Here is a 16,495-nt window from a genome sequence, read left to right on the forward strand (position 1 = left end):
TTGCTCCCTCGATTGCAGACTGCTGTTTGGCGGCGAAAACTATCCCGAGCATGACGATTCCCCGCCGGTACCGGTGACGCCGGGCGTCAGATTGCGATCGTCGCGGATGGTGAAGACGGCTTCCTGGCGGAACTCGGCCGGTTCGCCGAAAGCGCCGTTGATGATGCCGTCGTACTCGTAGAACACCTCGGCTACCATCACCGCAGAGCCTTCGGCGGCAGTCACCTGGTTGTCGGCCGTGCCGACCCCGGTGATCGTGTTCGAGCCAAGGCCGTTGTTCTCGTTCTCGTCGCCATAGGAAGAATCGCGGTCGAGATCGCCGCGGCAGCGCTGCCAGTGGATGTACTGTCGACCGGTCGCCTCGTCGTATTCCAGGCTGGAGAGGATGATGCGGCCGTTCGCTTGCAGGTCGAAACCCTCACCCTGGCGAATGGCGCCTGACATGATCGAATCGATATCGGCTTCGGTGACGGTGGGCGTGACGCTGCTGTTGTCGGTCTGGCCAAGCCGCGAGGCATTGTCGGCCAGCGAAATCGCCGTCTGGCTCACCTGCATGTTGACCGTCGCCATGTAGGCATATTCGACGCCGGTCAGGCCCATGGTGATGAACAACGGCAGGATCAGCGCGAATTCCAAGGTGGAGACGCCGCGCTCGTCGGCGCGCAGGCGATACCACCGGACGGCTTTTCGGATGATGGAGCGACGCATCAGCAGGTCCCCGCGGTAGAGGAATAGTCTTCCTGGTTGGCGAATGGCTGGTTCTTCTTGATCGCGGTCGATTCCAGCGTCCGCGATTCCCAGGCCTCGGGCATGAAGGGGACGAAGAAGATCGGATCGTAGGTGGCGCGCACGGTGTAGATCACCACGTCGTTCGCGCCGCCGTTGCCAGAAACGCCGACGTCGTCGTCCCACTGGCCGTTGGAATTCTCGTCGGTATAGGCCTCGCCGTCGTTGCAGGTGCCGTTGTCGTCGGCATCGTTCCACTGTTCGGCGCGCTCGATATCGGCGAAGTCGTAGTAGCTGGTGCGGCTGGATTCCAGTTCCACGCCCGGCATGATGCCCTTGACGCGGTCGTAGACTAGCTGGTCGGCCGCGGTGGTGTCGCCGCCTTCCAGCGAGGCATCACGCGCCGCCGACTGCACGGCACCGTTGAGCACCGACTGGCCGTAGACCATCTGGCCGATGTCCATCGTGCCCATCAGCAGCAGCAGGAAGGTCGGCGCGATGATGGCGAATTCGACGATGGTCACGCCGTCTTCGTCTGCGCCGAGCCTGCGCGTCGGGGCAAGGTTGCGGAAGCGCCGCATCACTGCACGATCCTCAGCTCGCCGACTTCGTTGGCGATTTCCTGGAAGGCCGAGTTCAGTTCGTCGGCATTGTCCGCCGTGAACGAGCTGTTGTCCGAGGAACAGGCTTCCAGCTCGTCGGTCAGGCCGGTGGCGAAGGCGATCACCCACAGGCGGATGCCCTTGGCCTTCACGGCTTCGCAGATCGCCTCGAAGCGCGAGTTGTGGCGATCGGTCAGCAGGTTCACGCCGTTGGCGGTCACGCGCCGGTCGTGGAACTCGATGCCATAGGCGCTCTGGATCGCGTTGCTCGGGTACATCTGGCCATCGGTCATGAAGATGATGTGCCGGGCGACGTTGCCGCCGTTGGCAGGCGCCGAGTTCACATTGCTCGCGAAGATGCCATCGGGAGAGCTGATGCGCGCGCCCCAGAGCATGCCGAGATCGTGGTAGGTGTTGCCCCTGGCAACCAGCGAGTCGGCATAGGCATCGAATGCGGTCTCGCTCATTTCCTGCAGCAACTGGGCGCGCTGCGGGCAGGCGGAATAGGCCTGGCCGCCGGACAGGCTCTCGGCATTGTTCGACAGGTCGTAGCGACCGCGGCCGGGACCGGTGGCGACGAAGGAGGTCCGATAGTAGGCCACCTCGGGCCACATCGGACGCCACTTGGTGTCGTCATCCGACGTCGGCGCGGAATCGATGTCGAGGTCGTTCGCGCTTACCGGCGTGATGCCGACCAGCGAGTTGAAGCTGAAGCTGGCCGCGGGAGTCGTCTCGCGCTCCTCGATGCAGCCCTGCCAAGTGGAACTGACGTTGCTGCCGTTCCAGCCCGTTACCGTGCTGACGCTGGAGAAGCCCTTGTAGCTGCTGACGTCGTAGGTAACCGGCTTGTAGACATAGTGGCTGAACTCGGTCGTCTCGACCGAATACATCACCGGATCGCTGGTCTCGTAGACATAGTCGTAGGAGAACCGGCGATAGGTCGTTTCGTAGGGCACGTAATAGCGCGTCCGGCTGCGTCCCCAGCCACGTGTACGCCTCACGCAGGTGTAGGCGGTGCGCGTCTGCATCTGCCGGTCCGTGGTGGTGACCACCTGCTGGCCCTGGCCGTTGATGTCGGTCGAGGTGTCGGTGGTGACACTGCCGATATTGGACCAGCTGGTGTCGTTCGGCAGGCCATTCGAGCAAGCATCGCGCGAACTGTATTCGTCGCCGCCGTAGACGCCTTCGTCATGGACCCAGGACTGGCTTTCACCGCTGGCGGTGGAGGTCACCGGGCTATCCCAGTGATCGAACTCTTCCACGATCACCGTCTCGTAAACCGCCTCGCGCGACTGGATGGTCATCTCGTCGACGAGGTAGTTCGAATTGAGCAGGTGGCCGACGTTGATCGACGAGCTGTAGGGCACGAAGCCGTAACGCACGCGGGCGCTGCCGCCCGCGACCGAGGTCTGGACGGTGTCGTAGAAGCTCTTCATCGCGTCTTGCAGCATCGACAGCTTGGTCGGGCCGCTGAAGCCGATTGGATCGTCCATCGAGCCGGTGCTGTCGAGGACCATCACCACGTCGCTGTTGCCCACGCCCATCGAGGCCGAGCAGGTCACGCTGATGCTGATCTCGTCGAAGCCGAAGACCGCCATGATGGTGGTCGCCACGTCGGTGTCCGCGGTGGCGGTGATGGTATTGCCGTTGTCGCTGGAGGAGGCGACGAACTGCGTATTGCTGCCACCCTGGCGATCGGGATCGAAGTTGTTGTCGAAATAGGCTTCGGCTTCGTCCTGCGCGGCCTGGTCGAAACCGTTGATGCCCACGGCACGGCGACCGGCCAGCACGCCGGCGTCGCAGGCTGCCTGGAGGCGATTTTCCGCCTTGTGGGCGCGGCTCAGGTCGACGCCGCCGCCGACGATGGCCGCCAGCACCAGGAAGCCGACAGCCGCCATCGGCAACAAGCTGCCTTGTTCATCGCGCGTAATGCGCGCGCACGGCAGGATTCGCCCTTGCAGGCGCCCTGCCGCCGCGTTCCGGTCCCCAATACTCATTGCTCGCTCCCCAAGCTGCGAGTGACGTAAGCCCTTCAAGTTACGTCGAATCTGCCACGCTTGTGGGCGAAAGGTTCTTAAAACTATGCTAAGCGAGAGGTTAATGCTGTCCCGACGGGTCGTGTTATTATGTAAAACTGCCAAAAATGGCGGCATTACTTTCCGCGAATATTGTCGCGATCTGTCCGTTGAGAACGTTCCAGCGGTGGCTTGGCACCTGCTGGATGCCATGCAAATTAACGAAATTGCAGAGGAAAATTGGTCGGGAAGAGAGGATTTTTCCCCATCACGGAGAGACGGTCCTTCAGAAGATGCGTGACTGCAGAGATGCTCTGCTATCGAGTGCTTTTTCCACTACCTTGAGTTCCCCCGGCGTGGATGAAGGCTTGCCTTGTCCGTGAGGAATCAGCGAACGGGCAATTCCTAACGAAAGGAGGAATTGTTCGAATGCAATCTGGTCTCGATGATCTTTCACCACGCGAAATGACGCGACTCTTCAAGGCGCTAAGCGTGGCCGTCGATGAGCTGGGTGCTAACACCACAGTGAGACAGATCATGGCATTGATCGCCGTTGGGCTGGCTAACCGTCGAGAAGAGCCCATCGGGGTTCGCGACATAGATCGCGAACTGGGAAACACACATAGTGGCACCGCGTCCAAAGTGCTTCGATCAATGATGCACGTTGAAACTGAGCGGAAGCCAGGCGTTGCCAACACAGTCAAAGCTGAGCGGAATCCAAGTGATTTCAGGCGTTGGGATCTTCATCTCACACCCAAGGGCCTGGATGCCGTTTCAAGGATTGTCGCGGCGCTGAAGTAGGCCTGATCGCGCAGCTGGTTGGGCCACAGGAACAGGCTCGACCAGCTCGCACAGCTTTGAAAAACACAATAAGATATTTGGTCGGGGAGAGAGGATTCGAACCTCCGGCCCCTGCCTCCCGAAGACAGCCCCCTTGAAGTTGGGACCCATGCTCCGAGGCCTTGAAACCCTTGGAAAACCGCCGTTTTACAGCTCCACGAAGACCCTAGGACTATCGGGTAAGCAAAGCAATAACAATAGAAGTGTGATCAACGTGTGATCGAAAGCGTTTGTTAGTCGCCGCAAAAGCACGGTTGGGGACTACGGGACCAGCCAATGCGATGTTCAGTCAGTCGATAGGGTCAAAGGCACATTCGACACGGCGGATGGTACGCGTGGTCATTTCCAGACCATTTGCAGCGAGGAAGCGCCGAAAGCGTTCCGTATCGAGGACGTTCTGCCGCAGGTTCGACGCTGCTCGGATGCCTAGGGCTTCCCTTAAGGCCTGCTTGGACATTTCTTCGAACTCGTCATGGTCCACGACTTGCTGAAGGTAAGCAATTGCCTGCGCCACTTGCCCATTCGCAGGTTCGTCTTCCTGCCAACGGATAAGGTTGTGACCGGGAAAGACCGTTTCCAGCATCTGCTCGGCATTGCCCTGCGACGTGATCACAAAGGCGTTACACTGGCCGGCAAGACCGCCTGAGGCTTTCCTCACGGACGCCCGACACGCCGCCTGAAGCAGATGGTGCCGATACTCTCCCTCCCGTGTGGCGGCAGTATCGTGCGGACTGTTAGATCGAAGCGGGAGGCCCGAAGCCGCGAGCGTCAGCCCAAGGTAGTCCGCTGGTCGATATGCATTCTGCCCGACTATGACGATGTTGTTGATATCCCGAAAGGCGTTGGTCGCCCGGTGCCTACCCCAGTGGAGCCAATGAAGCTTGGGGGTGTGGGAAGGAGAGCGGAACCGTTCAACAGCTCGTGCCAGATCGTCCAGACTGTCCTTATAGCTCAAAATAAGCCACTCGCCGTCCGGGTCCCTTGCGAGGGCGTCGGCAATAGCAGCGGCTATTTCATCGCGACTTCCGGAACTTCGCAAAGCGTCCTTGCCTGCTGGGCGCTTCCACAGGTGGACGTTTAGCTGTTGGAAGTCGTTGGATGCTCCGGGCAGGCGGACAAGATCACCCCTGTTCTCCTCCCAGAGTTGATATGTGGTGCGGACCCTTCCTGAAGCGTCCATAACCACCAGCGGAGCTATGTCGGCTGGCAGAGCGGGCGTAGAGCCGACAAGCTCCAGACCATACCTGTCGCTGTGCTGGAGAAGCATATCTGCTCCCGCCATCAGGATAAGGTGTTCCAGTGCGTTTCGTTCATGCTCGGTCGCGATTTGGCGGGATGCAACGTAGGCTTGCCCTGATGAAAGGGTGAGGTCGAAGGGGACCTTGATAACCTGTCCGACCTGTCCTTCACCAAGCGAGGCCGCGAAGTCTTCCAATGCCCGAACAAATTCCGGGAACTCGGGACGGAGGGGAGCTACCAAGCCGAATAGTGTGTCCCGCCGAAGGACCACGCCGGCACTCGGCAGTATGTCTTCATCCCACAGACGAAGGAGCCTAGGTCGCTCTTGGTAGTGGAACTCCGAAGCGTCAGCGAAGTCCTTCCCCTTGGTCCTGCTGCGTATCATCTGCTGCGTCGTGAACAGAACCCTAGCTTCACCGTGCAGGTCGCTAGGCTGGCCCAAGGCATTCGCTTCCTCCTCACTGGTGAGGACACCAAAGTCATAGCTTGGAAGACCCGAGGCTGCGGCGAAGAACTTCAGCTCATCGATGGTGGAAACACCGACAAGGATGCTTGATGCAGGCTTATAGCCTGCTTCTCGCCACGCCCGCAGGAACGCAGCACAGGCCGCAGTCTTGCCCATTCCTGGGTCTAGCGAAAGCAGGTAATAGGAGGCGGGTAACTCACCGTTCAGACCTTGCTCCAAGGTATTGAGGAAAGACTTCAGAGCCTGCTCGTGATCACCATGAAGGGAAGACCCGTTCTCGCTGAAAAAGGTCGAGAGCAGGCTATAGGCAGAGGCTGAAAGTGAAGGCATCAAACTTGGCTCATCGGTCAGAGATGGGGAAGGCTGAAGCACTAAGGCGTGGGCCAAAGTTATCTTCGTCTTCTCCTTTATATAGGATGACAGTAACTTGATATCCAACGCTTTGAGAGGGACTTAGCCCAAGCTTCGTGAACTCGGGTCGTTGGTGTCTGGGGTCCCCTTTTGGATATCTTGGGTTCCCCCGCCCTCTTGGGTAGGGTCTTTCAAAAATCCCGTTAAAGTCCGAAGGCCGTTGTTGTTATCCGACGCTACGCGGTGGAGGTCAGCGGCTGACTTCAGCCTGTGCCGATCTTGTCGAGAAACTGGTCGCGTGACCTGTGGAACAACCATAAGCGTCCGCTCAATAATGCGTTTTGTGTTAGGTGGCTTTTGGCTATAACTCGCGGCCATCGGTCCGCTTCAACACATTGTGGTGCGGGAAGCGGACTGGCAGAAAGCGACCCAATTGCAGACATAGACCCAATTCGCAGAAATTGCTTCTCCCAAGGCTTGCATTCGAGGGCCGCCATAGCCACGTAATACTCAGCTACCAGTCGCAATCGACGGTCACCGCTTCCACCATCGGAAGCCCTTTCCTTCAGTTTCGCCTCTTAGTCGCGGTCGGGTCAATTCTGGCGCGCTGCACACTCGTTTGAAGGAATGACACATGACACATTACGGCAAGATCAAGAGCTATGACAGCAGCTCGGGGACCGGCTCAATCACCCCTGAGAAGGGCGGAGACGTTCTCCGCTTCAAGAAGGCGGACCTCCAGCAGGAAGGCCAGATGCCGAAGGTCGATCAGCGTTACAGCTACGAGACCAGCGAGGTTGACGGCGCCAAGAAGAGCGCCGTGAACCTGCAGCACCAGCAGGGCTACGAGCAGACCCTGAAGGAACAGGCCAGCAACCAGCAGGGCTGATGCCGACAGCAGAGCCGGGGATTAAAGCCCTCGGCTCATGCCAATTCCCCTTCGCAAGGACATTTTGCCATGCCGATGAATCAATTCCTCTTCGATCACCAGCTCGCGGCCATGAAGGTCGATCGCTCGGGTTCGGCTGAAGAGCGCAAGGATGCCGCCAATCTCATGGGAGAGCGTGCAGAGCGCATGGCGGACTGGCGAAAGGACAACCACCTTTCCAACATTGGCTGGCCGCAGGATGAGCGATCTTCTGCCGGAAAGGATGATTGATATGAGCACCGTGTTGAACGCCGCAGATTCCAAAGAGTCTGCAACCAATGAATGGGAAAGTGAAGGCGGCGCCCTAAAGCAGCCTTCAGCTCCAACCGAGCTCCCGGAAGGGATAATTGCCGTGCCAACGGTCCACTATCGTCTGGGGCGCTATTCCTATTTCAGGCTGGAAGACGCTTTGGCGGAGCATGACCGCCAATCGCAAAAGCGAACCGGACTTTCCGAAAGCGCGTGATCGATCCCGCACGACGTCGTCTGCAATGAGGGAACCCCCACAAAAACCGTTTTTTGGGCCTGAAACGCCGAAGCTCGATCCGCCGGAAAGGCCGAACATCAAGCCATGGCGCTCTGTCGCCAAGGCCGTTTCTTGGCGTGTCGTGGGCACAATCGACACGCTCATCCTGTCCTATCTCTTGATCACATATCTGGGGCCAATGTTTGGCGCACCTGTCGCGCAGGCCGATGCCCTCGAAACAGCAAGCTATATCGCGATTACTGAGGTCGTGACGAAATTCATCCTCTATTTCTTGCACGAACGCGCGTGGTCACTCACCGGCTGGGGAATAGCGTTTCGCAATGCGAGCCATCGCGAGACTATGCGCCGAACGACCATCAAGACCGGGCTTTGGCGTCTGATTGCATCCCTGGACACATTTGCACTTGCGTGGTTCTTCACCGGAAGCGTAGCCACAGCAGCTTCCATTGGCGGCTTGGAAGTGTTCACCAAGCTGGTGCTCTATTTCTTTCATGAACGCATCTGGGCCCGGTTGCCATTCGGTCTCGAAAACCACCGACAGAAACCGCAGGCTAATGCATAACTCAGATCGTCCGCTTTCCACCCAAAAGCGGTCGCTGGCACCTAGACAGCCAAGCGGCAAGAATTTGTTCTAGATCCGGTCCATCGAGAGCCATTCGTCATCGCCTAGCCAGACGCTGTCGAAAGCCTGTTGTGCTGCCTGTGCTTCAAGTTCGTGCCCAAGCATGCGCTCCGCTTGAATAAGGCCGTAAAGGGCAAGCGCATTGTTGGGTGCGTTGAAGAGAGCAGCTCGGAATGCTCGCTGAGCATCTTCAAATTCGCCAGCTTCGAAATATGCGGCGCCTAGCGATTGGTGGACGGGGTAATACCAAAATGGTGGTTCGGTATAAGGAATTGCCCTCTGCATCTCGGCAGCATTTGAGAAATGTGAAATAGCGCTCCGGTGCCGGTCCAATGCCATGGCCATTCGCCCTTGCGCCACCTCTGTGGCCAACCGAATGATTAAGGGGGCAGGAAAACCACTCGCTTCAAGTTGCCTTGCCCCCTCCGAGCCTTCAAAGCTCCGGAGTGCCTCCAATTCGAGAGCAAAGGAATCTGCATCTCGGCTCTGTGCATGAGCCACCGCCCTTGCGTAGCGGCGCATAGCTTCAACGTAATCAAGTTCGTGGGGGTCAGCAGTCAGTGAGAGTGTTGCTGCTGGTGATCCATACTGTGCGTAGGCAAAATATGGAGCGGCATAGATTGCCTGAACCCAGTAAAGGTCCCTTCCAGTTTCAATGTCGAGAATGGCCTCGAGCCTTGCCGTCTGGGTAGCGACAGTTCGAACATCTCCCATCATCTGCGCGGAGGCGAGAAGGAAGTGGACGTTATGCGGATAATAGCCGAACCGCACCAGGCCATCATCGCCGACTTCACTTAGATATGCTTCGTCAGCTGCAACAGCATCGATATTTGCATCCATGGAATCTCGATACCTACCGATCCGATAATATATATGGGCCGGCATATGCACGAGGTGGCCCAAGGCTTTCGGGCCAGTCTCGCGTAGGCGATCCGCCGCAGCTTCGGCTCGCTGGGCGTCCGGCAGCTCAAGCAGATGAATATACAGATGCGACGCTTGTGGATGCGCCGGGCTTCGGTTCATCACCGCTTCAATCAATGAAACGGCCTCTCCAAGCAGTGGACGAGGTTCACCTGTTTCCAGATCCCAATAATCCCAAGGAGACGTATTCATGGCTGCCTCGGCAGCTAGAATGGCTAGGTCATCGTTACTGGGATTCTCACGTGCAATCGCAAGCATTGCTTGCGCATAGGCCCAATCCAGTGCGGCGCGATCGGCATTGGGGTCATCAGAGTAGCGAGCCGCTTGTGCATCGATCAGTTCAAGAACTGCTGGATCGTCACCAACGGCGAGTTGCCTGGCCCTTTCAAGGGCGTGCAATGCGGCCTGATTTTGTTCATCATCCATGCCTGCATTGATGTTGGGGCCATTGGCCATGGCTTCGCCCCACCAGCACATGGCACATTCAGGATCAATCTCTCTCGCATTTTGGAATGATCGAATGGCCGCTCGATGGTTGAATCCATATGCCAGAGCAAGGCCCTGGTCGAAGTATTGCCGAGCCATGGGAGAAGCTTCTCCCAGCGGTAGATCAGATGGGGAAATATCAGGGTAAAGGTTTATCGGACGTGCACCGTAACCTCTGTCGTCAGATAGAGCTTGCGCAAGTTGCAGGCGAGCATCAAGCGTCGAACCGGAAATGAAAAACCCGCGGCAAGCGTTGCGACCCAATGCTGTCGGATCAAGGGCGGCAAGTGTTTCGGCGGAAGGTTGCCGCGTTGGTTCAATCGCCGACGCGCCCCCAATCGCTAAGGTCGTCAAGAGGATGGCGGATAGTGTCAGTTCACGGCGCATCACTGCCTCCCACAGGCATGCGACCCATGACCTGAATATCACAATAGAGCGACTAGAGCGAATTGACCGGCTTCAGCTGGATTGTCTGCTTTCCACCCAAGCTCGGTCCATAGGGCATTTCGTTGAGCCACCTGCAACCGGACGGAGGTGTCAATCTGGTTGGAATCTGCACGTTGTCAGAAGGCGCTTAAGCGCTCGCACTGGCCAAATGCGTAGGTGACACGGCCTGCCGATTGGGCGGAAGCGATTAGTGCATAACTGAAGAAACCCGTTTCCAGATCGAGGACCAGTTCCTCGCCGTTGCGGAGAATGCGAAGCTGGTTGCCCAAACCGCGCACGAATTGGGCCTCCCATTCGACGCCACAATCGCCTCTGCATTCAGTAAAAGTGGCTGCCTGCGTCCCAAGTTCGTCAGGGATGACGCCTAGAAGCCTGAATTCCGCTGGAGGGAGGTGGTTCATTTGGCAGCCGCTGCTGCTTTCGCACCAGCCGCCGCTTTCTTCACGGCAAATGAACCGTTCGATTTGCTGGGCGTGTGCGGAGACTGACACAAAAAGTAACGGAATGAACCAGAACGGCATTCTCATAGCTGAAACTCCCCTGTCTGACTGGCTTGTGGTGCTGGCGCGGATTTCCTTTCTTCCCAACGCAGTCCGGACAGCTTGCGAGCAAGGTCGTCCGCCCGCAAGTGGGTATAACGAAACAGCATTCTCGGGTCCTTGTGGCCCGAAATGACCGACAACTCGGGAACCGACAGCCCAAGCTCGCAGAAGCGCGACAGCGCCTCGTGGCGCAGATCGTGGAACCGCAGGTCTGCTAGGCCGGAACGCTTCTGCACACGTTGCCAGGCCTGCTTGAAGGCGTTGAGCGTGATGGGAAACAGCCTCTCGTTCACCGGCTGGCCCCCAGCATCGCGCTCGCAGGGCAGGGCAGCGATGATAGCGACGGCCTGCTCCGTCAGCGGGATTGTGCGCGGCTGGCCTGTCTTTGTGGTCGGGATGAAGGCGATGCGGCGAACCTGATCGACATTGGCCCAAGTCAGTTCCAGAACTTCGCGCCTCCGCAAGCCCGTCTGGATTGCCAGCTCGACAATGGGGCCGATGAAGGGATTGCGGCAGGACGCGATAGCATCGCGCAGGATTGTCGCCTCGCCATCCTCCAAGCGCCTGTCACGGGCATCGTTGGCGATTGGGAAGGACACTTGCCGCACGGGGTTTGCCGAGAACGGATAACCCCATTCCTTTGTCGCCTTGTCGATCATGTTGGCAAACAGATACAACTCGCGCCGCACCGTGCCCGGTTTGACTACCTTCAGCCTTCGGTCCCGATATGCCGCGAAATCGCCCGCAGACAGGTCAATGAGCACCTTGGCAGCAATTGGGTCCTTGGCCATGCGGCAGAGCCTTAAGCCCTCCGTTTCAGAGCTGCGTTTGTAGGGTGTGACGGTCTGGCGATATTGTTCGATGAGTTCTGCCAGCCTTGTTGCCTTCAGTGGCGCGACGGTGGCGGGAAGGGTGCCATTGTCCATCTGCGCTTCCTGCTCGCGCCCCCATTTGAGCGCGGCAGATTTTGTGGGGAAAGTTGCATTGCGGGCAGCATAGCCCTTGCGGCGAACTTGGACGCACCAGCCGCCTTTTCGTTTGGTAATTGATGCCATGCTTAGCTCCGTGTGATCAGAGTGTGATCGGAGCCGCACAAGGGCGTTGGTCTGGGGACGCTTCCTGTCTAGAAAGGTCCGCTAAAAACTTGATTTCCCTAAGGTGTCAATTGGTCGGGGAGAGAGGATTCGAACCTCCGGCCCCTGCCTCCCGAAGACAGTGCTCTACCAGGCTGAGCTACTCCCCGACCGGTGCGTGCGGGGGGCGAACCCCCGCGAGGCAGAGGCGGCCCTATAGGGTCAGCTTCACAGGCATGCAAGCACGAGTTTGCCGCATTGCGCAAACAGCCTCGTCCTGCCACTAGGGCGCTCGCAATTCTGGCGGGTTTCGAGGGTTTTTCGGATGCAGGTTCTGGTCACCGGGGCAGCAGGCTTCATCGGCGCGGCGCTGAGCGAGCAGTTGCTGGCACGCGGGGACAGCGTGATCGGCATCGACAACCTCAACGCCTATTACGATCCGGCGCTCAAGCATGCGCGGTTGCGGCGGCTGGATGCGGCCGGCGGATCGCGCTTCCGCTTCCACAAGCTGGACTTCGCCGACATGGCTGCGCTGGAAGCATCGGTGGACGGCGCGAAGATCGACCGCATCGTGCACCTCGGCGCGCAGGCGGGGGTGCGCTATTCGCTGGAGAACCCGGCGGCCTACGTGCAGTCCAACCTCGTCGGCCACGCCAACATGCTGGAGCTGGCCCGCCACCGCGAGGTGGAGCACATGGTCTATGCCAGCTCGTCCAGCGTCTATGGCGGCAACGACAAGGTGCCGTTCTCGGTCGACGACCGCGTCGACCATCCCGTCAGCCTCTACGCCGCCACCAAGCGCGCCGACGAGCTGATGAGCGAGACCTATGCCCATCTCTACCGCATCCCGCTGACGGGCCTGCGCTTCTTCACCGTCTACGGCCCCTGGGGGCGCCCGGACATGGCCTACTGGATCTTCACCCGGAAGATCTTGGCGGGCGAACCGATCCCGGTGTTCCACAAGGGGGAAATGTGGCGCGATTTCACCCACATCGATGACATTATCCGCGGCGTGGTGGCGGCGCTGGATCATGCGCCCGCCGATGACGACGCGGTGAAGGCGGGTGGCTCCACCAAGCCGCACGCACTCTACAACATCGGCAACAACCGCTCCGAAAAGCTGACCGACCTGATCGCTATCCTCGAACAGGCTTGCGGCACCAAGGCGCAGATCGACTGGCAGCCGATGCAGAAGGGCGACGTGGTGCGCACCTATGCCGATATCGACGCGATCAGCCGCGACCTTGGCTATACGCCGACCACCACGATTGCCGAGGGGCTGCCGCGCTTCGTCGAATGGTATCGGGAATATCACGGCGTGTAAGCTTGGCCTCGCGCCGCCCCCGGTGGTAGCCACCGGGCATGACCACGACTCCGGACCGCCACCCCGAATGGCAATACCTCGACCTGATGCGCCACATCTGGGAGCACGGCGACGAGCGCATGGACCGCACCGGCGTCGGCACGCGCTCCGTCTTCGGCACCATGTTGCGCTTCGACCTGGCGAACGACCGGGTGCCGCTGCTGACCACCAAGCGCGTCTACTGGAAGGCCGCGGCGAAAGAGATGCTGTGGTTCCTGACCGGGGAGACCAATATCCGGCCCCTGCTGCAGGTGGGCGTCACCATCTGGTCCGACTGGCCGCTGGCCAAGTATCGGCAAGCTACAGGTGAGGACATTTCGCAGAAGGACTTCGAAGCGCGCATAGTCGCCGATGAAGTATTCGCGAAGAATTGGGGCGATCTTGGTCCGGTCTACGGCAAGCAATGGGTCGACTGGCCGACCTACGAATACGGGCCGGACGGCAAGTATCAGAAGGGGCCCGGCATCAACCAGGTGGCGCAGGTGGTGCAGAGCCTGAAGACCAATCCCGGCAGCCGCCGCCACATCATCGAAGGCTGGAACGTGGCCGAGCTGGACCGGATGGCCCTGCCGCCGTGCCACAAGACCTATCAGTTCCACGTCGCCGGCGAGGGGGACGAGGCGCGGCTGAACTGCCTGCTCTACCAGCGCAGCTGCGACGTGGCGCTGGGCCTGCCGTTCAACCTGTTCGGCGCGGCGCTGCTGACGCGGATGATGGCGGCGCAGACGAATCTGCTCCCCGGCGAGCTGGTGTGGAGCGGCGGGGACACGCATTTGTACCTGAATCACACCGATCTGGTGGAAGCGCAGCTGGAACGCGAACCGGCCGGCGAACCGAAACTTGCTCTCACCCGGGTGCCGCCGACAATTTTCGACTACCGTTTCGAGGATTTCGAGGTGCGTGATTACGAACCGCAGGGAGTCCTGCGTGCACCTGTGGCGGTCTAGCCCCGCCTATGGTAGAGCGGATTGACCGTTACATATGTAACTAATATAATTCCGCTCTACTGGAATAAAATTGTGGGAGCAGCTGATGGCTGATGCCAGCGCCGAGAAGGGGAGCAATCGCCCCAAGCTCGCATTGCACGTGCCCGAGCCGCGCTACCGCCCCGGCGACGCGGTCGATTTCAGCCACCTGAACATCAGCGAAGCCGGCGCGCAGCCGCGTCCGGACGAAAGCGCCCCGGCGAAGGAAACCTTCCCGCTCTGCGACGACCTGATCCGGGTGCTGGGTGACGACAACAAGGCGCACGGTCCGTGGGACCCGCGCCTCGACGCCGAGACGCTGCGCTCCATGCTGCGCGAAATGGCGCTGGTGCGCGCCTTCGACAATCGCATGTATCGCGCCCAGCGACAGGGCAAGACCAGCTTCTACATGAAGTGTACGGGCGAGGAGGCGACTTCCGTCTGCGCCACCCATGCGCTGGCCGGGGACGACATGATCTTCCCCTCTTACCGCCAGCAGGGCTGCCTGATCGCGCGCGGTTACAAGCTGGTCGAGATGATCAACCAGATCTACTCGAACAAGGGTGACAAGCTGAAGGGCCGCCAGCTGCCGATCATGTACTGCTCGAAGCGGCTGAACTTCTTCTCCATCTCGGGCAACCTCGCCACGCAGCTGCCGCAGGCGACCGGCTTCGCCATGGCCAGCGCCAGCAAGGGCGACAGCCGCATCGCCGCGACCTGGGTGGGCGAGGGCAGCACGGCGGAAGGCGACTTCCACTCCGCGCTGACCTTTGCGACCGTCTACAATGCGCCGGTCATCTTCAACGTCATCAACAACCAGTGGGCGATTTCGTCGTTCTCCGGTTTCGCCGGGGCCGAGCGCGCCACCTTCGCCGCGCGCGCCATCGGCTATGGCATGGCCGGCCTGCGGGTGGACGGCAACGATCCGCTGGCCGTCTTCGCGGCCGAACGCTGGGCGGCCGATCGCGCCCGCGCCAATGCCGGCCCGACGCTGATCGAGCACTTCACCTACCGCGCCGAGGGGCACTCCACCTCGGACGATCCGAGCGCCTACCGCTCGGCCGAGGAGCGCGAGGAATGGCCGCTGGGCGATCCGGTCAACCGGCTGAAGAACCACCTCATCGCGCTGGGCGAATGGACCGAAGAGCAGCAGGAGGCGATGGACGCCGAACTGGATGCCGAAGTGCGCACCGCGATGAAGGAAGCCGAGAAGAACGGCATCCTCGGCCACGGCCTGCACCATCCGTTCGGCACCATGTTCGAGGACGTGTTCGAGGAACTGCCCTGGCACCTCAAGGAACAGAGCGAGCAGGCCATCCGCGAGCGCCAGATCAAGTGGCCGGAGGACCCGGCGGAATGAACGACATGACCACCACAGAGGCAGGCGCGACCGAAGCTGGCGAGACCCGTCAGATGAACATGATCGAGGCGATCAACTCCGCCCTCGACGTCATGCTCCAGCGCGACGACGACGTGATCCTGCTGGGCGAGGATATCGGCTATTTCGGCGGCGTGTTCCGCTGCACCGCCGGCCTGCAGGAAAAGTACGGCAAGACCCGCGTGTTCGACACGCCGATCTCCGAATGCGGCATCATCGGTGTCGCGGTGGGGATGGGCGCCTATGGCCTGCGTCCGGTACCCGAAATCCAGTTCGCCGATTACATCTATCCCGGCCTCGACCAGCTGATCTCCGAAGCGGCGCGTCTGCGTTACCGTTCGGCGGCAGAGTTCATCGCCCCGATGACGGTACGCAGCCCGTTCGGCGGCGGCATCTTCGGCGGCCAGACGCACTCGCAGAGCCCGGAAGCCATCTTCACCCACGTGTCCGGTCTGAAGACGGTGATCCCGGCGACGCCCTACGATGCCAAGGGCCTGCTGATCTCCTGCATCGAGGACAACGACCCGGTCATCTTCTTCGAGCCGAAGCGCATCTACAACGGCCCGTTCGACGGCTATTACGACAAGCCCGCCAAGAGCTGGAAGGGCTTTGCCGAGGCGCAGGTGCCCGAAGGCTATTACAAGATCCCTTTGGGCAAGGCGCGCAAAGTTACCGAGGGCGATGCGCTGACGGTGCTGGCCTATGGCACCATGGTCCACGTGGCCGAGGCGGTCTGCCGCGAGAAGGGCGTTGAAGCTGAAATCCTCGACCTGCGCACGCTGGTGCCGCTCGACATCGAGGCGATCGAGGCCTCCATCGAGAAGACTGGCAAGTGCATGATCGTGCACGAGGCGACGCGGACCTCCGGCTTCGGTGCGGAATTGTCCGCGCTGGTGCAGGAACGCTGCTTCTACCACCTCGAAGCCCCGATCGAACGCGTCACGGGCTTCGACACCCCCTATCCCCACAGCCTCGAATGGGCCTATTTCCCCGGTCCGGTCCGCATCGGCGAGGCCATCGACAAGCTTCTGAGCGAGTAACCGC

At 60.1% G+C, this 16,495-nt stretch carries 16 protein-coding genes and 1 tRNA gene; 9 read left to right on the plus strand and 8 right to left on the minus strand.

All coding sequences use genetic code 11. The annotated features are described in order from the left end of the window. Positions 1-39: 39 nt before the first annotated feature. Genes OZN62_RS01010 through OZN62_RS01020 form a run of 3 tightly spaced genes read right to left on the minus strand, consistent with a single transcriptional unit; the run spans position 40 to position 3,325 of the window. Complete coding sequence (locus tag OZN62_RS01010) at positions 40-708, minus strand: TadE/TadG family type IV pilus assembly protein (protein WP_269100790.1); 669 nt, start codon at positions 706-708, stop codon at positions 40-42. Then, the gene (locus tag OZN62_RS01015) at positions 708-1,307 is read right to left on the minus strand and encodes a TadE/TadG family type IV pilus assembly protein (RefSeq protein WP_269100791.1); all 600 of its coding nucleotides are present in this window, start codon (positions 1,305-1,307) and stop codon (positions 708-710) included. Before OZN62_RS01015 ends, OZN62_RS01010 begins: the two co-directional genes overlap by 1 nt. Next, entirely contained in the window at positions 1,307-3,325 is a 2,019-nt protein-coding gene (locus OZN62_RS01020; protein ID WP_442864382.1) for a pilus assembly protein, read from the minus strand. Before OZN62_RS01020 ends, OZN62_RS01015 begins: the two co-directional genes overlap by 1 nt. A 447-nt stretch (positions 3,326-3,772) precedes the next feature. Here OZN62_RS01020 and OZN62_RS01025 point away from each other — a divergent pair, with 447 nt between their 5' ends. Beyond that, positions 3,773-4,144: a hypothetical protein gene (locus OZN62_RS01025; protein WP_269100793.1), complete on the plus strand. Its 372-nt coding sequence runs from the start codon at positions 3,773-3,775 to the stop codon at positions 4,142-4,144. A 328-nt stretch (positions 4,145-4,472) separates the two neighbouring features. On the opposite strand, the gene OZN62_RS01030 is transcribed toward OZN62_RS01025, so the two are convergent. After that, the gene (locus OZN62_RS01030; RefSeq protein WP_269100794.1) at positions 4,473-6,326 is read right to left on the minus strand and encodes a hypothetical protein; all 1,854 of its coding nucleotides are present in this window, start codon (positions 6,324-6,326) and stop codon (positions 4,473-4,475) included. A 547-nt stretch (positions 6,327-6,873) separates the two neighbouring features. Between OZN62_RS01030 and OZN62_RS01035 the strand changes: the two genes are divergently transcribed. The 4 genes from OZN62_RS01035 (at position 6,874) to OZN62_RS01050 (ending at position 8,216) form a co-directional block, all read left to right on the plus strand. Then, complete coding sequence (locus tag OZN62_RS01035) at positions 6,874-7,128, plus strand: cold-shock protein (protein ID WP_269100796.1); 255 nt, start codon at positions 6,874-6,876, stop codon at positions 7,126-7,128. Between the two features lie 75 nt (positions 7,129-7,203). After that, a complete protein-coding gene (locus OZN62_RS01040; RefSeq protein WP_269100797.1) occupies positions 7,204-7,398 on the plus strand; it encodes a hypothetical protein in 195 nt (64 codons plus the stop codon). After that, a complete protein-coding gene (locus OZN62_RS01045; RefSeq protein WP_269100798.1) occupies positions 7,367-7,633 on the plus strand; it encodes a hypothetical protein in 267 nt (88 codons plus the stop codon). Before OZN62_RS01040 ends, OZN62_RS01045 begins: the two co-directional genes overlap by 32 nt. Continuing rightward, positions 7,587-8,216, plus strand: a complete 630-nt coding sequence (locus tag OZN62_RS01050; RefSeq protein WP_269100800.1) for a DUF2061 domain-containing protein — start codon at positions 7,587-7,589, stop codon at positions 8,214-8,216. Before OZN62_RS01045 ends, OZN62_RS01050 begins: the two co-directional genes overlap by 47 nt. Before the next feature lie 69 nt (positions 8,217-8,285). On the opposite strand, the gene OZN62_RS01055 is transcribed toward OZN62_RS01050, so the two are convergent. From OZN62_RS01055 to OZN62_RS01070, 4 genes are all read right to left on the minus strand, one after another. Continuing rightward, a complete protein-coding gene (locus tag OZN62_RS01055; protein WP_269100801.1) occupies positions 8,286-10,070 on the minus strand; it encodes a hypothetical protein in 1,785 nt (594 codons plus the stop codon). Between the two features lie 176 nt (positions 10,071-10,246). Beyond that, positions 10,247-10,657 carry a hypothetical protein gene (locus OZN62_RS01060; RefSeq protein ID WP_269100802.1) on the minus strand — a complete coding sequence of 137 codons (411 nt, stop codon included), beginning with the start codon at positions 10,655-10,657 and terminating at the stop codon, positions 10,247-10,249. Beyond that, a complete protein-coding gene (locus OZN62_RS01065) occupies positions 10,654-11,727 on the minus strand; it encodes a site-specific integrase (RefSeq protein WP_269100803.1) in 1,074 nt (357 codons plus the stop codon). Before OZN62_RS01065 ends, OZN62_RS01060 begins: the two co-directional genes overlap by 4 nt. A gap of 111 nt (positions 11,728-11,838) precedes the next feature. Continuing rightward, a tRNA-Pro gene (locus OZN62_RS01070) sits at positions 11,839-11,915 on the minus strand. Positions 11,916-12,070: 155 nt separating this feature from the next. On the opposite strand from OZN62_RS01070, the gene OZN62_RS01075 reads away from it, so the two are divergent. The 4 genes from OZN62_RS01075 (at position 12,071) to OZN62_RS01090 (ending at position 16,491) form a co-directional block, all read left to right on the plus strand. After that, entirely contained in the window at positions 12,071-13,069 is a 999-nt protein-coding gene (locus tag OZN62_RS01075; RefSeq protein WP_269100804.1) for an NAD-dependent epimerase/dehydratase family protein, read from the plus strand. Positions 13,070-13,107: 38 nt separating this feature from the next. Then, positions 13,108-14,055: a thymidylate synthase gene (thyA, locus tag OZN62_RS01080; RefSeq protein WP_269100805.1), complete on the plus strand. Its 948-nt coding sequence runs from the start codon at positions 13,108-13,110 to the stop codon at positions 14,053-14,055. A gap of 85 nt (positions 14,056-14,140) precedes the next feature. Next, entirely contained in the window at positions 14,141-15,433 is a 1,293-nt protein-coding gene (locus OZN62_RS01085) for a 3-methyl-2-oxobutanoate dehydrogenase (2-methylpropanoyl-transferring) subunit alpha (RefSeq protein ID WP_269100806.1), read from the plus strand. Between the two features lie 5 nt (positions 15,434-15,438). Beyond that, positions 15,439-16,491, plus strand: coding sequence for an alpha-ketoacid dehydrogenase subunit beta (locus OZN62_RS01090; RefSeq protein ID WP_442864403.1), 1,053 nt, complete (start codon positions 15,439-15,441; stop codon positions 16,489-16,491). Positions 16,492-16,495 lie beyond the last annotated feature (4 nt).

The organism is Aurantiacibacter sp. MUD11 (genome assembly GCF_026967575.1).
Classification (GTDB): domain Bacteria; phylum Pseudomonadota; class Alphaproteobacteria; order Sphingomonadales; family Sphingomonadaceae; genus Alteraurantiacibacter.

Coding starts and splice junctions, on each gene's coding strand:
- OZN62_RS01010 (WP_269100790.1), bottom strand. CDS start 708: ATGCGTCGCTCCATCATCCGAAAAGCCGTCCGGTGGTATCGCCTGCGC.
- OZN62_RS01015 (WP_269100791.1), bottom strand. CDS start 1,307: ATGCGGCGCTTCCGCAACCTTGCCCCGACGCGCAGGCTCGGCGCAGAC.
- OZN62_RS01020 (WP_442864382.1), bottom strand. CDS start 3,325: ATGAGTATTGGGGACCGGAACGCGGCGGCAGGGCGCCTGCAAGGGCGA.
- OZN62_RS01025 (WP_269100793.1), top strand. CDS start 3,773: ATGCAATCTGGTCTCGATGATCTTTCACCACGCGAAATGACGCGACTC.
- OZN62_RS01035 (WP_269100796.1), top strand. CDS start 6,874: ATGACACATTACGGCAAGATCAAGAGCTATGACAGCAGCTCGGGGACC.
- OZN62_RS01040 (WP_269100797.1), top strand. CDS start 7,204: ATGAATCAATTCCTCTTCGATCACCAGCTCGCGGCCATGAAGGTCGAT.
- OZN62_RS01045 (WP_269100798.1), top strand. CDS start 7,367: ATGAGCGATCTTCTGCCGGAAAGGATGATTGATATGAGCACCGTGTTG.
- OZN62_RS01050 (WP_269100800.1), top strand. CDS start 7,587: ATGACCGCCAATCGCAAAAGCGAACCGGACTTTCCGAAAGCGCGTGAT.
- OZN62_RS01055 (WP_269100801.1), bottom strand. CDS start 10,070: ATGCGCCGTGAACTGACACTATCCGCCATCCTCTTGACGACCTTAGCG.
- OZN62_RS01060 (WP_269100802.1), bottom strand. CDS start 10,657: ATGAGAATGCCGTTCTGGTTCATTCCGTTACTTTTTGTGTCAGTCTCC.
- OZN62_RS01065 (WP_269100803.1), bottom strand. CDS start 11,727: ATGGCATCAATTACCAAACGAAAAGGCGGCTGGTGCGTCCAAGTTCGC.
- OZN62_RS01075 (WP_269100804.1), top strand. CDS start 12,071: ATGCAGGTTCTGGTCACCGGGGCAGCAGGCTTCATCGGCGCGGCGCTG.
- thyA (WP_269100805.1), top strand. CDS start 13,108: ATGACCACGACTCCGGACCGCCACCCCGAATGGCAATACCTCGACCTG.
- OZN62_RS01085 (WP_269100806.1), top strand. CDS start 14,141: ATGGCTGATGCCAGCGCCGAGAAGGGGAGCAATCGCCCCAAGCTCGCA.
- OZN62_RS01090 (WP_442864403.1), top strand. CDS start 15,439: ATGACCACCACAGAGGCAGGCGCGACCGAAGCTGGCGAGACCCGTCAG.